At 40.2% G+C, this 16,653-nt stretch carries 8 protein-coding genes and 1 pseudogene; 4 read left to right on the plus strand and 5 right to left on the minus strand.

Features of this window, described 5'->3' with window-relative positions; all coding sequences use genetic code 11:
• Window positions 1-69: 69 nt before the first annotated feature.
• Both K345_RS0115815 and K345_RS0115825 read right to left on the minus strand, forming a co-directional pair.
• Window positions 70-2,208: an AAA family ATPase gene (locus tag K345_RS0115815; protein ID WP_028974993.1), complete on the minus strand. Its 2,139-nt coding sequence runs from the start codon at window positions 2,206-2,208 to the stop codon at window positions 70-72.
• Between the two features lie 232 nt (window positions 2,209-2,440).
• Complete coding sequence (locus K345_RS0115825; protein ID WP_028974994.1) at window positions 2,441-4,705, minus strand: EAL domain-containing protein; 2,265 nt, start codon at window positions 4,703-4,705, stop codon at window positions 2,441-2,443.
• A gap of 45 nt (window positions 4,706-4,750) precedes the next feature.
• Between K345_RS0115825 and K345_RS22560 the strand changes: the two genes are divergently transcribed.
• A complete protein-coding gene (locus K345_RS22560; RefSeq protein WP_053228389.1) occupies window positions 4,751-5,938 on the plus strand; it encodes a YihY family inner membrane protein in 1,188 nt (395 codons plus the stop codon).
• 3 nt (window positions 5,939-5,941) lie between these two features.
• On the opposite strand, the gene K345_RS0115835 is transcribed toward K345_RS22560, so the two are convergent.
• The 3 genes from K345_RS0115835 to K345_RS22565 form a co-directional block, all read right to left on the minus strand.
• Complete coding sequence (locus K345_RS0115835) at window positions 5,942-8,446, minus strand: HEAT repeat domain-containing protein (RefSeq protein WP_028974995.1); 2,505 nt, start codon at window positions 8,444-8,446, stop codon at window positions 5,942-5,944.
• Between the two features lie 22 nt (window positions 8,447-8,468).
• Window positions 8,469-10,028 (minus strand): adenylate/guanylate cyclase domain-containing protein, encoded by a 1,560-nt coding sequence (locus tag K345_RS21450; RefSeq protein ID WP_053228390.1) that lies wholly within the window; start codon window positions 10,026-10,028, stop codon window positions 8,469-8,471.
• Between the two features lie 72 nt (window positions 10,029-10,100).
• Entirely contained in the window at window positions 10,101-13,403 is a 3,303-nt protein-coding gene (locus K345_RS22565; protein WP_053228391.1) for an ATP-binding protein, read from the minus strand.
• A gap of 167 nt (window positions 13,404-13,570) precedes the next feature.
• Between K345_RS22565 and K345_RS0115850 the strand changes: the two genes are divergently transcribed.
• The 3 genes and pseudogenes from K345_RS0115850 to K345_RS0115870 all read left to right on the plus strand — a co-directional run bounded on the left by K345_RS0115850 (window position 13,571) and on the right by K345_RS0115870 (window position 16,427).
• Window positions 13,571-14,269 (plus strand): HU family DNA-binding protein, encoded by a 699-nt coding sequence (locus K345_RS0115850; protein ID WP_028974996.1) that lies wholly within the window; start codon window positions 13,571-13,573, stop codon window positions 14,267-14,269.
• Between the two features lie 464 nt (window positions 14,270-14,733).
• Window positions 14,734-15,135, plus strand: a pseudogene (locus tag K345_RS0115855) (RHS repeat-associated core domain-containing protein); the annotation flags it as partial.
• Window positions 15,136-15,740: 605 nt separating this feature from the next.
• The gene (locus tag K345_RS0115870; RefSeq protein WP_211227910.1) at window positions 15,741-16,427 is read left to right on the plus strand and encodes a hypothetical protein; all 687 of its coding nucleotides are present in this window, start codon (window positions 15,741-15,743) and stop codon (window positions 16,425-16,427) included.
• Window positions 16,428-16,653: the final 226 nt, after the last annotated feature.

The following is a 16,653-nucleotide window of genomic DNA, read 5'->3' on the forward strand; positions in this document are numbered from 1 at the left end:
TTATTAACCTACAGTCCATTTTCATGACGTGTTAAATATTTACCTACTTTTAATTAAAAAGTCAATATTTTATACTTTGAAAATCAACTGCTTTTGGTTCCATGTTACAGGCCTATTAACTATATCATCAGCCAAGAGTTTATATATATCTTCTACTGGTGCGTTTATACTCTGTAAATATCCAGCCAATCCTTTTTTGTTAGATCCGCCTTTTATAAGCCATGCCTGAAGCATTTCCTCGGTTATAAACCTTTCTTCCTTTATGGTCAAGCTTTCTGCTAATGTCAGTTCCATAGAGTCTTCCTGAAAAGCCTTTTGCAAAGACTCGATCGTCCAAAAGAGAGGATGCTCTGTTTGGTAAAATCCATCTTCCCATTCTTTGAACTCAGGAAAGCTTGTATTTAAACGGGAAGATAAATCACTTAAACGTTGACCTTCCAAGGGCCAAACCTGGCTAAAAACCAGTTTTGTGTTCTCTTTGCGCCAACGGTGGATATCAGAGAGAACCTGGTTCCATCGTGTATGGTCTGTAAAAAGATCCCTGAAGAGCAGAGCATCATATGGTTGGTCTAACTCTTTTATTTCCTCACCTAAAAGGAGGGGCCTCTCTGGTTCATCCAGACTTGAAGCATAGGCGTTTAAAATGGCCAAGTCATCCTTATTGGTTACATAAGCAGTTACACCACCTTCGGGAACCTTTCTCAGGGCTTCCCACAGGAGTAATCCTGTTGATTCCTTTATTATAAGAAGACGATCATGTCTTTGAAGAGACAGGTGTTCAAATATTTTATCTCGAATGGCATAGAGTATATCCCTTTGACCGCTTTGGGTCCGTTTAAACCATTGTTCTTTGTTCTTATCCGGTTTGGTATAGGTAAGAACTTCCTGTCTGGATTCTTGCATAGCGGCCAATGCGGCTTCTCTTTTTCTTAACACTTCTTCTCGAATCTCATGTTCATAACCTTGTTTGGAAGGTTTATAGAAGAGACGGCCTCTTAAGTTTTCGGGAAGATAAGCCTGGGATACCCAGTGATCCTTGAAAGCATGGGGATATTTATAATCCTCACCGTGACCAAAGGCATGTTTATCCCGGGAAGAATCTTTTAGGTGATTCGGTATATCCTGGAGTTCTTCTGCTTCAATAGACTTGAGCGCATCAAAATATCCAAGTGAGGAATTAGACTTAGGAGCTGTTGCTAGATAAAGCGCCGCTTCGGCCATGAAGAATTGTCCCTCAGGCATTCCTACCCTATCAAAGGCTGAGGCTGCTGAAGAGACGATAGAAATGGCTCTGGGATCGGCTAATCCCACATCTTCTGAGGCGGAAATGAGCATACGTCTAAAGAGGAATTTGGGATCTTCTCCTGCCCTGACCATTCTGGCGAGCCAGTAAAGAGCCGCATCAGGGTCACTACCTCTTAAGCTTTTGATAAAAGCACTTATTGTGTCGTAGTGATAATCCCCCTCTTTATCATAGAGGACAACTTTCTTTTGGATGCTTTCTTCGGCCGCTTTCATGGATATAAAAAGGGGAGTGGCTCCTGAAGATTCCACAGCCAATTCTAAAGCACCCAACAAACTTCTGGCATCGCCGGCTGCTGTTTTAACGATATGTTCAAGGGCTCCTTCTTCAAAGCTGATATCCAGCTTTCCATAACCCCGTTCTTTATCTTTTAATGCTTGATGAGCAATCTTCATGAGATCCTCATCGGTTAAACTAACTAACTGGAATACCCGACTTCTACTAACCAAAGCGGAGTTCACTTCAAAATAAGGATTTTCTGTAGTAGCCCCAATGAGAATGAACGTCCCATTCTCGACCCAGGGAAGTAAGGCATCCTGCTGGGCTTTATTCCAGCGATGTACTTCATCTACAAAGAGGATGGTTTTCCTGTTATGGAAATTCATTTGATCTTTGGCTTCTTTAATGGCTTCCCGGATCTCTTTGACACCACTTAGTACAGCATTCACTGTGACAAAACGACTCTTCGTCGTTCCAGCGATCACTCTGGCAAGAGTCGTTTTTCCTGTCCCTGGTGGTCCATAGAATAAAACCGAACTAAGTCTATCTACTTGAATGGCCCTTCTTAACAGGCGTCCTTCTCCTACAATATGTTCCTGACCAATGTATTCGGATAGGTTACGAGGACGCATTCTAGCGGCTAAAGGTTCTGATTCTGAGCTGGTGTTTGACTGAAACAAATCCATGGAGGCATCATAACAACAAATAGATTAAGTAGAAAGGGATAAAAAAACCCCGATCACAACGTAATCAGGGCCAAATAAAAAAGGAGGGCTTTGTATGAAAAGAATTCATATCAAAACTCATGTACGGCTGGACATAGAATCTCTAAAAACAAAAAAAAAGTCAATAAAATTTTGAAAAAAAGCTTGTCAAAATTGAATTTTCCTCCTTTGTTACATTTATGTAAGGAAAATCTTAGTTCCGACTTAATAATTGGGGAAAGAAAACCCTCTCATCACTTGATGTGGGATTCCATTCCAGACTAAAGGCTTCCTCAAAGGGACGAGGAGGAGAGTAATAATAACCTTGTCCAAAAACCCCTCCTATTTGCAGTACTCTTTGGTTGGTAGACTCTGAATCTATACCTTCGATGATGACCTGGGTGTCGAGAGTCTCCCCCACTAAAAGGACGAGGGTTTTCAAAAGATTAAAGGATTTTTCTTTTTCGATATTTGATATAAAGCTTTTATCAAACTTGATTGTTTTGAAGGGAACTCGTCTGAGACGTTCTATGGAAGATTCTCCCGTTCCAAAATCATCCATAGATAGGTGAAAGTCACGTTTAACCAATTGATCAATGCTTAGTTGAAATATTTCCGTTAATTGTTTGCTAGAGGATTCGGTGATTTCTAACTTGAGTTTGTCCTTTGGTATCCCTTCTTCTGTGATTAATTGGTCTAGCTTTTGAGCAAAACCAGATTCAAGAAACTGTAAAGGGCTTATATTGATGGATAGAAACCATTCCTTTTTGAATTTGGGATCTTTTATTATTTGGCAAGCTTTTCGTATCACTTGCCAACCGATGGATATGATTTGGCCATTTTCTTCGGCTAAAGGAATAAATTCTATAGGTGATATAAGGTTTTCCTGAAAGCTAGGTTGCCAACGTGACAACATTTCATAGCCCACAATACCCTGGGTTTTAATATTGACAATAGGTTGATAGTGATAAATCAATTGGTCAGGGAAAAAACTGCTTTTCATCATGCTTTCTAAACTTCGCAGGTAACGACTGCGTTTTTCAAGATGCTCTGTGTAAAGTAAAATATTATCCAGCTGGTGGTTGGATTGACTTAAGGTCAAGTTACCCTTACTTATTAGTTGCTCCATATTATCACAAACATGGAAAGGGCATATTCCAATACGCGTTTTGATCCATAATTCCTGTTCTTTTATATGTATGGCATCTTTGAAGAGTCTGCTTAAGTCTTTAGCCAGGGTATGAGCCTTGTCTTCTGATTCTGCAATGAGGTAAAAGTGAAATCCAACACCTCTGTAGATGAGCCGGGAATCGTGACATTTTGATAATTCAGCACTAAAGGACCACAGAATCGTATCCACATAGTTTTTATCTAATGTTCCTGTTAATTTTTGAATGTTTTCTGGAGATATAATAACCAAGAAACGCTTATCCTTTTTTTTCACACTGATCTCATCCATGAAGGCTTTCAGATTGGGGAGATCGGTTATGGGATCATGATAGGCCAGATATTGAAGTTTTGATTCTGCAGCTTTCCTTAAACGTATCTCTTCTTTTAATAGGGTATTTTCCCCATTGAGCTTCCTGTAATTCCTCCGGGATAGTATGACCATAATGACTAACAACCATAATCCCATGGTTACTAAAGCCAGGGTAATCGGCTTTTCCATGCGTTTATAGAGTTGTTCCTTATCCATAAAAAAGTAGAAATGAAGAGGATTCCCTTCCACATCAATGGATATCTTGTCCATAAAATAAGGCTTTTGTGTTTTTGTCTTTATCCTGTTAAGACCCAGGTCCTCTTCCTGATTAGCATAGATAACCGTATTGTTTTCATTAGTTATATAGAATCCTGTAATACCCTGTAAGTCCTGTGCCAGGAAGAACTGATCCATTTCTTCCCTATTAAGATCAAAGGTAAGGATACCTGATTTTTTGTTGTCAATAAGAAAAGGTGTCCCAAAGCGTACCCTCATCCTGTTTTTCATTCCGTCAAACACTTGAACTAATGTCATTGATCCTGAAGGGGTATTAATTATCTTTTTATACCAGTCTTTTTGGGTGTAATCTTCGTCGTGTATCGTATATTTAAAGGGAGCATCCCCCTCGAAGTTCTTAATAATCTGTGCGGCATACAAAGGTTGTGATCCAGGATAAGCATTTTCTTCGAACCATAGCCCCACACCACTTAATAAAGAGCTTTGGGAGGTATTAAGTATATCTGTAATGAAACGTTGATAGTTGGAGGACGTATTGGGTATCCATTCTACTATTTGTGAGGAGAGGATGATTTGCTGTTCCAAAGAAGATATATTTCGTCCAGTGTAATCAATGAGATTCCGATAATTGGATTGAAGGGAACTGCGCTGGGCTTCATACTCCTTTTGGCCAATAAAGAATATGAACAGAATGTTGATAATAAAGATTAGGGAAAATATTACAATGTAGGGATAATGTTTTAATTCATTTCTGTTCTTCATGGGCTGCATACTATATGTTTATGAGAAAATGAAAAGAAGGTCGATATGGTTTTAACGAAAAAATTACCCTGGTACTTAAAAAAAAGCTGGGGATACTTCAAATATTGGTTTTCCCTCCTTATGAAAGATTCCTGTCCCGCCAGAGCGGCTGGTCTGGCTTTTAATTCTATCTTGGCTCTAGTCCCTCTGTCCGCCTTAGTTTTTAGTATTGTCAGTGCAATCGGCGGGTTGGATGATATGTCCTCCTCTGTACGAGCCTTTCTTCTGGATACTCTTGTTCCGAGCAGTCAAGGTGAGGTTCTCTCTTATTTTGAAAACTTTATAGCCAACACAAAAACTTTAGGTGTGACAGGTTTAATGATTTTTCTGGTGACCAGTCTTATGCTGATTATGAACATCGATCAGAACTTTAACGATATATGGAAAACCAGGAAAAGAAAGAATATGATAGAAAAGATATCTACCTATACAGCCGTCCTTATCTTGGGAAGTTTATTCGTCGCTGTTAGTTTTAGCCTCTCCTCCTGGATTCATAATCAAATTCAAGCGGAGATTTTCTCCCAATTCAATCATCTCATCCAAATTCTTATTCGATTTAGTCCTTGGTTCGCTATGTTTATGGCCTTAGTGATCATGAATATGTTTATCCCTCATGATCCAGTGAATATCCGCCATGCTTCTCTAGCGGCTATTGTCGGGGCTACGGCATGGGAAATTATCAAATATTATTTTGGGCAATGGGCCGGATGGAGCGTACGAAATTCTATTATCTATGGATCTTTGGCCTTGATCCCTATGTTCCTCTTTTGGCTGAACTTAGCCTGGATGGTTGTCTTAGGGCAGTTGGAGATCGCCAATGTGATGGATAAAAGGCTCAAGGGATTGTGGAAGCATGTCCATGGTGAGACAACTTCCTTTGATCAGTTTGTTGATACTGTAGCCATTATGAACTGTGTCCAGAACTACTATGATACAGAACAGAAACCTATCACCTTACAGAAGATCAATAGAATAACCCAATTAGGACAGGGGTATATCCTGCTTCTACTGGATAAACTTGTTGATCTTGATCTGGTGTACGAAACAACCAAAGCGGGGTATATGACCAAGAAAGACTATTCTCTTGAACCTGTCTGGAGAGCCTTTGTTGGTGATCCTAAGGCCCTGGATGACCTTCCTGGCCTGGAGGAATTCTCAAAGGATCTAAAAAGCATGATAGAAGAACATTTATAGGACTTAGTCCTTGCTGTTCTTCACCTTAACCCGGGCTAAAGCCCATTTTGTATACTTCTGAACCCTTTTGTCAGGATCATTGAGGAGTTGATTGAGTAGCTTTTCTGATTCTGCATTGGCTAACTTTTCTAAAGCTTTTGTAACCATCACACGGACTTCTTCATTTGGATCACGGGCGGCCAGTAGTATTCCCCGGAATGCCCCCTGACTTTCAATAAGGGCTAAGTAAGAGGCTGCTTCCTGTCTCACTTTGGCATTCCTGTGTTTTAGCCTTCTTATAAGGTGATCGATATAGCCTGTGTGATCTAGAATATCTCCCAGATAGGGTTTGATAGAGTCCATGTCTGCTTCCAGAAGTTCCTGTAGATGAGGCTCTATTCTTGGGCCAATGTGATTAAAAATCCCCTGTATTTTGCTTCTTAAAGAAGGGTCGGCGTCTTTGAAAGTTTTAACTAAATAAGCAAGGTGAGGGGAAGACTCTATTCGTTCCAGTTCTTCCTGAACGATTATTCCTTTATCTTGAGAACTTTCCATGAGGCTTATAAGGGGATCCATCAACTTAGGATCTTTGTTATAAGTGATGCCTGATATGGCCATCCGAATCACTTCTTCTGTCTCATTTTCATCTTCTATGAGACTCATTAATTCTTCGATAGCCTTATTGGTTGCATATTCCCCAATCATCCGGGCGGCCTTACGTCTCACCTTTTCAATAGGGTCTCTTAATAATTGGGTTGCTGTAAGGAGGCTTTTGGAATCTCCCAGATCCACCAGTGATCCAATGGAGGCTTCCCTTACTTCAGGATCCGGGTTACCCAATCCGTCTTTGATCTGCTTGGTAAAATGTTTTTTTAAGGAAGAGGGAAGGGCTTTTAATAGACTCGCTCTGATGGGCCCATCAGGCTGATTCAGCTGTTCTTCTATACAAGGTATGATCTTTTCTTCCTCAAAACTACTCAGGGCCTGACCTAATTGGGTTGTCTGTTCCAGAGGAAGGGTGGGCAGTTGTTCCAGTATGTAGCTAATGGTATAACTTTCGTTTGCCTTTCCCAGAAGAAGCAAGGCCTTCATCCGTACTTGATGGGAGTAGTTTTGTCTTCCCTCTGCCAGTATTTGTATCACTTCTCCCATCCATAAGGAACGATCTACCTTCATAAAAGCTTCGATCAGCTCTTCTGTCATGGTGAATTGGGGATTCTTCAAAAATCCCAGGAGGGTATAACTAATATCCGAACTACTGTTTTGGGGGATATTGGTCAGTAGATGCTGGAGTTTTATTGGATTGTCCCTATGTTTATGTAATTCACTGCTGATCAGGTTATGACCTTCTGTGAAGTTTCTCATTTTCAAAGTATCAATGGCTCTATACCAGAGGTCTTCTGTCTGTATATGAGGTTTTTGAAGTACTCTTTTGGTATAGGCCAGACATAATTCCTGACTTCCCCATCGCTGGAGTAGGGCCAGCCCCAGATAAAGAGGTCCCTCTTCATCGGGTATGGGCCTAAGGTAATTGATAACCTTCACTTCCCCTGCACAGAGAAGGATGTTTTCAATGCGTTCCAATTCTGAGCGATCTTCAAAGCTTCCTTTATTCATAAGAGACCTAAGACGGTTGTGCTTGTTGAGAAAGAGAGCGGCACTAAGTCGGATTTCCCAATCATCGCCTTGTACCAGTTTTAAAGCTCTGTCACTGTCTTCACTTTTTTCTATCTGGAAGAACTCTATATAATGGCGAACCTGTGTGGTTGTGAGATCATTAATGCTTTGGGTTAGTGTCTCTTGTTCCTCTTTTATCAGTCGTTGGAAAGCTTGGCGCCTGACTTCCTGATTTCCATCATTAAGAACCATGGATTGGAGGTCCTTAAAAAAATCTTCATCAGTGGCCTGACAATACTGACAGGCCACAGCCCTAATGAGGGGATGTGTATCTTGAAGGGATTCTCTGACCGCCCTAAAGGAACGCTGATCTTCATGATGTACTAGCATATTGAGAGCAAAATACCGGATGTTCCAGGAAGGGTGGCCAGTGAGTTCCCGGATCTCATTTATATGTTCCATAAGTAGGTTCAGACCTGCTTGACCATCAAAACTTTGGCCCTGACAGGTTTGCGCTATAGGGAGTATACCCCTTTCTTTTATAATCTGTCTGAGTTGATCCTTGAGCTTGTCCTTAGAGAGCGCTGCGTTGAAGGCAGCAAATAAACCTTCATCTCTTAAATAATTAGTGACTCTGCGTAGGTTCTTTCTGGTAGGTTTGTTCAAGAGCTTATTAATCCATAGCTGATCCCTTCCTGTTAGGAACAAAAGCTCCCTATCTCCCTGGGTGGCTTTTTTTTCAATATAATGATCTAAGTAAGATTGAAAACTCCCTGAATGATAGGGGATGGGGATACCATCCCTTTGGTACATACGGATGGCTTTCTTATAACCTCCCTGAATAAATGAACGAACAATAAAGAAAATCAAGATGATACCCAGGGCCAGAAGGCCCCCTTGAATGTATTCCATTTTTTACCTTCCTTTGTATGACTTAACTAACTAATTTTAATACCTTGAATATGGGCAGAGGCTTTTCTTTGCCTTTGACTTTGACAGGAGTTAATTCTTCCAGCTTGAAGTGATCTCCTAATAAATCCCTGGTGGTATGGTTGATGATCACTTCCCCTCCCTTAGCAATCCCTTCTAAACGGGCGGCTACATTCACAGTGTCTCCTATGATGGAGTAGTCCATCCTGGATTGACTTCCCAGGTTCCCTGCGACTAAGGGGCCGGAGTTCATCCCAATACCAATCTGAAGATGTTTGGCTTCTCCTTTGAAGAAATCACGTTTCTTATTATTGACCAGTTCTTGAACGGCTAAGGCACAGGTAACGGCTTTCCGGGCATCTTGGGCTTCACTGTACATGGGGACACCCCAGGCGGCCATGATACAATCTCCAATGAATTTATCTATGTACCCGTTGTATTGGATGATAACGTCTACTGCCTGGCTGAAATAATCATTGAGGACATCGACAATATAGGCTGGGTCTTTCCCTTCACTGAAGGAGGTATAACCGCGGATATCTGCAAAAAAGAGGGTAGCTGCTTTTTTGTCTCCTCCTAACTTGACCAAGTCTGGTTGTTCCATCAAATGCTGCACCACATCCTGGGACAGGTAACGGCTAAACATGTCTTTAATAATACGTCGGTCTTCTTTGACATTCGCCATCTCACTGGCTAAGGCTTTTTCCCTGCTTTGATCTGTAAGGATCATAGTCAGACCTTCTTTCTTGCCTCTTTTACCCAGAAGTGGGCTGATATTCAGACTAAAATCAATGTCCCTGGGTTCTGTTTTATAGATCCCTTCATAGCCCAGGAACTCTTTACCCGTATCTAAGGCTTTATTCATAAGATTAATGGCTTTTTTAGTGACCTTTCCTTTGAACAGATCAGAATAGGGTCGGCCTAGATCTTCTTCTTTTAGGGCTAATGTCCGGGCGGCCTGATCATTATAATAGGCTAGTTTCCCTTCTCCATCTGTCGTTAAGAGTAGATTGGTCATGGAATTAAATACCCGTTCCTGATAACGCTGTAGATCATCTATAGCCTTCATTTTCTGCTTTAGGCTTTGAAATAGTTCTATATTAAACAATAAGCTGGCTACTGATTCACAATAACCATCAGCAAAGGCCAGATCGTCCTTTCCATACCAATCAGATTCCCGGGCATTGAGGATGAGAAACCCCTCGAGATTATTATTTTGTTTAAGTGGTAGAACCAAGGCACTAGTCATATCAGGATGGAGGAGGAAGAGTTCAAAATCTCTATCCCTTTTGGGTAATAACAGGACCTGTCCACAGTCTTCTAAAAAGATGATACTCCCCTGTTCCGGGTCTAGCTTGGGGGGAACTTCGTAACGCCCCCTTTGGTAATAGCGTCTGTAGCAATGATCATATTGATTGTCCTTCAAATAAAGAACGGCTATATCCGATTCAGTAGCATCCATGCTGTGGTCGGTTAGACCTTCGGTGAGACGGGTTTTTTCCTGATATTGGGACAAGATAGCGGTTGTCTTAACCAGGTATTGGACAGGATTACGTTTTTTCACTGGTAATACTCCTAGGGAGGTCTCCCCTTAGGGGAGCAGCTGGGAACGTATCACACTTGTTGAACCTCGTACTTATTGCAATTGGCTTTCTAAATTTTTAAGAACCCTTTTGGCTTCCTTATTTAATATTTTGATAACTGGTTGAATGTCATCAATACTCCCTTCTTTGCCCCGTTGCTCAATGTTCGCCGCCAGATCTGCCAATCGGTCGGCTCCGGTTAAGCGGCATGTGGACTTTAGGGTGTGTGCTGCTATTTGAATACCTCCTGCATCCATGAGTTTGAGTGATTCATCTATCTCATTTAAGAGTCTGTGCGTGTCTGCTACAAATAGTTTTAGTATCTCCGGGTCCTTAGATATTTCTACTGAGTTGTCTGGTGTTTCCTTCACTGGTTGTTGAGGGAGTTCTTTCCAAAGCTCGGATTGATGGTTTCCCACTACCCCTTTGAGAACTTCCATGAGTTTGGGGATCTCCACTGGTTTCTTGATGTAATGATCCATTCCGGCATTGAGGTATACATCCCTGCTTTCGGGCATGGCATTAGCTGTGACGGCTACAATGATGGGCTGTCTTTCTTGAGGAAGGATCTGGCGAATATGTCCTGTTGCTTCTACTCCATCCATCATGGGCATGTGATCATCCATGAGGATGAGGTCATATTTTTTTAACTTAGCAGCTTCTATGGCTTCGATACCATTATTAGCGACATCTGCTTTATAACCTAGTTTTCTGAGTATCATCAGAGCTACCTTCTGGTTAACACCATTATCTTCCACAAGAAGGATTTGTAAGGGGTGACCCAGGGCGAAGCCCTCTTCTAAATGTGTTCCTTTTGAACGGTTTTGATCATGGGGCTGTTCTGTTCCTAGATAGCGATTGAGAGTGTAGAAGATATTATTGATGCGTAGGGGCTTACGAATAGAATCGGTGTAGAGGCTCAGTGGTTGAGACAGGGGAAAGAAATCTAAATTGAAGACATAACAATTATGATCTTCCTTATGCTGTCTGATCGAGGTGATCAGTTTTGAGCCCTGGATGATTTCCTGATCCAGGAAGATCAGGGTATAGGTTTTGTTCTGTAAGAGTTCAATACCTTTTTCCTCAGATTCGGCTGAGTCCATAGGAATATTCCAATAGCGGGCAAAATCTTTGATAGAATCACACATAGCCTGAGTAGGCAAGAGGGCAAGGGCTCTATGAGAATCTCCCCAGTTCTGAGGTGTCAGGTAGGCCGGATTAGAGGACTGACGATGTCCTTCTGCGGCTTTGATGTGAAAACGGAATATGGAGCCCTTATTGGGAACGCTGGTGACTTCTATATGTCCTCCCATGATTTCACATAATTGCTTACTAATGGCCAAACCTAATCCACTACCTCCGTATTTACGGGTCGTAGAAGAATCTACCTGGCTGAAGGTTTTAAAAAGGCGGTCTAACCTTTCCTGGGGAATCCCTATTCCTGTGTCGGTAATGGTAAATATTAAGTTGATTCGCTGGTTTTCAATAGGTTCGGAGTGGATTCTCAAGTTAACCTCACCATGATTGGTGAACTTAATACCATTGGACATGATGTTAAGGAGGATTTGTCTGAGACGGGAAATATCTGCTCTTATCACAAGAGGTGTGGATTCTGTAATGCAATAGGAAATGTTTATTCCCTTTACATTGGCTTTTGTGGCTGATAGATCCATCACGTCTTCAATACACTCTCTGAGCACAAAGGGGGTGTTGTCCAGTTCTATTTTCCCTGCATCTATCTTCGATAAATCCAGTATATCATTGATGATAGAGAGTAGGGTTTCCGATGATGAGCGAATGGTTTCTACATACTCCTGCTGTCGAACAGGAAGATCCGTATTGAGCAGCAAACTGGACATTCCTATGACTGCGTTAAGAGGGGTGCGGATTTCATGACTCATATTAGCCAGGAATACACTCTTAGCCCGGCTGGCTTCTTCTGCTGTTTCTTTAGCCCGTTTCATGGTTATCTGAGCTTTTTTACGTTCGGTTATATCTCTGAAAAAATAGAGATAGATAGATTCACCCGGTAGGTCGAGGGGACTAACCGTCACTTCTACAGGAACAATATAACCAGATTTATGACGAAGTTCAGATTCAAAGAGGGGTTCCTCAGGGATGTCCTGGAACTTGGTTGTATGGGGATTCTCATCCTTTACATAGATATCCGTCAGATTAAGTTTGAGGAACTCCTTCTTAGTGTAACCCAGTAGTCTTGTGGCCGCCGGGTTTACTTCAATGAGACGTAAATCCTTGTCTGTCAATATGATACAGTCATAGGCCTGGGTGAATAAGGTTTGATATCTCAGGACACTGGCTTCCAAAGCCTTATCAATGTCCTTAATGGCCGTTACATCCCGAAGGACCATGAGCTGGCCATTGTCACGACCTGCTCCCACTCTCATGGGCATTACATTCACACTATAGTAGTGAGGGGAATCGGCATCGCCTAATTGGAGCTCTGCATGAAAATCTATCTTATCTTCTTGATGGGTAATGAACTCAAAAAGGGGATAGGATACCTGGGCTAAGGAGCGGCCAATAGCCCATTTTTCCGGGACTTTTAATATATTCTGAGCAGCTGGATTGATATCCAGTATGATGTAATTAGAACTTATCAAAAGGATGAGATCCGGGATGCGTTCGATAACTTTTGAGTATTTGACTGGAGCTGCATCGAAAATATTGAGCTTAATCAAGCTGGGCAGAAGGAAGGCAAAGAAATAGCAGAGAAGAAAAGGGGTTATATATAAGGGAAAAGGACTTAATAGATGATCAAAAAGGTCCATTAGGAAAATGAAGCCAAAGAGTAAGGTTAGAGGGAATATCTTCCTTCTGAAATAGATATTGGTTCCAGGTATATAGATAATGAGCAGAATAAGATCGGCTATGAGAATGATTAGACTCAGACTCAAACTCAGGAGAGAAAAGAGAGTCCATCCAGGTCTATAATAGGTCAAATATCCTAAGGTATTGTGGGTGATATCCTTAAAAAACAGGTGGTGAAGAGGATCTGTTAGAATTAATAGTATCAAGAGGGCCGGGACTAGGAGAATGGCTGGTTGTCGTTCTCTTACTTCATCAGGTGTCATATGCAACCCTAATATGGTAATAAACCATAAATAGGGTATGAGAATGGTCAATCCTGCAAAAAGGATAAAGAGGCATTGCTCAAATAAACCTGTAGCTAAAAGCCCCATGACATAGGACAATCCCCATAATATTGTCACTGGTATGGCTAACTTACCATAACCGGTTGTAATAATCTGCTCTTGGGATAACTTTATGAATGTCATAATCAGGGACAGTAGTCCCGCTGCAGCACTCATGGCAGTGAGTAAAGTTACGGGATTCATCATATCACCCTTTACTTTAATTCACCAAGAGATTAACAGCAAGTGATTGTTGTGTAATTTAATAGGAGCATAGGTTTCTATTTGTTTTCTCAGGAGGCTGAAAACTTAAGATTTTGCTAAATAGGCAAATAAATGGTAAAAATAACAAAAAATATGGGAGAAAAAAGATGATTAAATACTATTTGCACCAAAATAAACTAACCACAGCTAAGGAAGAAAGCCGTTACCTGGCTAGGATTAAAAGCCATAGAAATATTAGCCAAGAGGATCTTCTGTCCATTATGGCTCACAAAAATACGACCGTATCCCGTCAGGATATCCTTGTAGTAATGGATCTCCTGGAAGAAGTGGTGGGAGAACAGCTTCTACAGGGGAATATGGTCGATACGTCTATCGCCCGATTCAGCCTCAGTGTCAGGGGTGGTTTTAGTAATCCCCAGGAAGATCTTAGCTCGGATAAGCATAAACTCCATTTGAATGCCCAGCCTAGTAATAAGTTGGTCAAGTTAATAGATACGGAGGCTCGCTTGTCCCGTGTGAAGCATTCTGCCATTAGGCCCCTTATTGATAGACTATATGACATGTCCTCCCAAGAGTATGGAGAAGAGTTCAGTAGGGGAACGCTTATGGAAATAAGAGGGAGTATGTTAAAAGGAGAGGATTCGGATAAGGCGGGGGTGTTCTTCATTCACAGGGAAACAGGTGTTGTGACGAAGGTTACCCTGGTATATCGCTGTTTACCCGCTAGTGTCTTGATTGCTGTTCCTGATGATCTGGTTCCTGGTTGTTATGCTTTGGAGGTTCGCATTCAGGATAATGGGGTTAAGAAGGTTGGGCGGTATTATATGGATATCAGTGTTGTTTAAGGTGGGATACGGCTGTGGGTAGGGGTAAGGGACAGGTGTGGGTAAAGGTGATGCACAGCTGTGGTGGTATGTGTAGCACACTTGTGGGTGGGTGGTAGGCACAGTTGTGGGTTAAGGGTGAAGGGAAGGGGGGAAGTCATAGGTAACACCTTCCCATTCTCCTAGCAAGCTTGAGGTATGTATGGATAAAGCTGATCAGTTCAACTTTAGTCTGAATAACAATTTGAGTTTATGATCTCAATTATGGCCTTTACATAACCTTTAATCCCACTAGCGAATATTTAAGAACTAATGGTCGTTTCGTAAGTCAAACAGATTCTACTAATCATAATTATTCCTTTCATAATAAGTTCTATAGGAATTACATGGGTAAAGCCTTCTATAGTCAAGATGGACTTGGTTCGATCAGTAGTCTGTTTAACTCCTTGGGATTTGAATCATAGAGCTATGATTATGATGCCTTTGGTCAGGCTATTAATGGTAGTTTTGTAGGTCAGAACCAGATGGGATATAATGGTAAAAGAGTCGATAGCTTTACTGGTAAATATGATTATGGTTTCCGAGATTATGATCCTATGAGGATGAGATGGATGACGATAGATCCGATTAAAGATGGGGTTAATTGGTATGTGTATGTTGGGAATGATCCAATTAATTTTATTGATTTGTGGGGGGTGGAAGATATAGTTGTCATAAATATGATAGATAGAGATAATAATTTTAACAATAGGGCATATAACTTACTCGTTGATACTTCGTTTGATGATATTATTGGAGGTGATGAGGCAACTGCTGAAAACTTAATTAATAATGAATTGACAAATGATGAATCAAAAAAGAATAGTTGTTGTAGTCCATGGAGATAAAGATGGAAACTTGTATGATACAAACGGGGAGAAAATAGCTCCCAATTCTTTTGAATCAAGTAATACAGGTAGTAACTTAGAAACTATAGATCTTGTAGGATGTTATGCATCAGAAGATGCTGAAACTTAGAAAAAAGCAACTGAGGTATCTGATGTAAGAACTTATAATCCTACTATACCAGATGCTTCTACCATACATTGGAATCAGACTAATGATGCGCTTCAAGATTTGATTCCAGAATCCATAGAAAAAGGAGTGGATAATTCTGGTGAACCTATAAATAAGCCAAATCCTATAACTAGTTGGCTGTCTGATATTGTTGGTAGTGAAGACGGGGGGAGTTTGAATTCTGAAGATTAAGAGCATTTTACTTTTGTTATTTGTTGCTAGAGTTTCTCTTTTTGCCAGTGGGATATCTGATAATAAATTTGTTTCTAAATTAAATGATCGTTATAACATAGATGTAATTACTACATTAAAAGATAGATCTCTTAGTTATACATTTATATCCGATCATGAGTACGTGTATGCAACTTCTAAAAGTTTATGTTTTCTGAACTTACTAACTTCAGAAAAAAAACAAATTTCTATTCCCTCTGTAATGTTGGAAAAGAGAATATTAAGTATAAAGAATTTAGATTATGACCATGTGAATAATTACTTGTATATGAATTTCATTATCGATGGAAATAAAGATATACACTCTTTTCTTTATAGATACTCTTTAAAGAATAGTAAGTGGGAAGAACTAAAAGAGCTTTATGATAATGTATACAAATTTAAAAGCCATAATAGTTCTCTAATTTTAACTACGATGAAAGATTCTTATTATTATTTATATAATATTTCAACTGGTTCTATGGATAATCTAAAAATAGAAAAGCAGAATGGAAGGTTTTTAAATCATGTTCTATCTTTTAATAAATCCACTAATGATTTATTATCTAAATTTATTTTTGACGATGATAGAGAAATGTATTGTCTATACAATCTTGATTCAGAAGATATAAGATTCTTTGATGCTAGTTGTACCAAGCGTAAAATATCTTTTGAAGATTACGCATTGTACGATAACTTTTTTATAGCTCTTAACAAAGTGTACCAATATACTTCAGATATCTATATGTATTCCTTTGCCACATCATCATATAAAGAAATATTAACAGATTTGCCTTTTAGCATTTATTCCTTAAAAAAATACAATCAGGATAAAGTAGTTTTCTTAGCTGTAAATGAACGAACTGATAATATGTTTCTTTGTACTAAGAAAATTGTTGAAGAAGGTGATTGATGATTAACTGTCCCTTCCCAAAATCTGATCGCATTTTTTCCCAAATTAAATGTGTATGGATTTCCGTTTAAATCATAAGATTCCCGAATTACAGTAGGATTAGGGTACTCATTTCCAGGTGATATTACAGAAAATCAGATTAGACAAGAGAATGGTTTATGTCAAAGGGCGGCATATTGATGAAAAATAACTTTCCACTCCAGGAAGAGAAAAATTGTTGAACACT

This window comes from Spirochaeta cellobiosiphila DSM 17781 (genome assembly GCF_000426705.1).
Classification (GTDB): Bacteria; Spirochaetota; Spirochaetia; order DSM-17781; family DSM-17781; genus Spirochaeta_E; species Spirochaeta_E cellobiosiphila.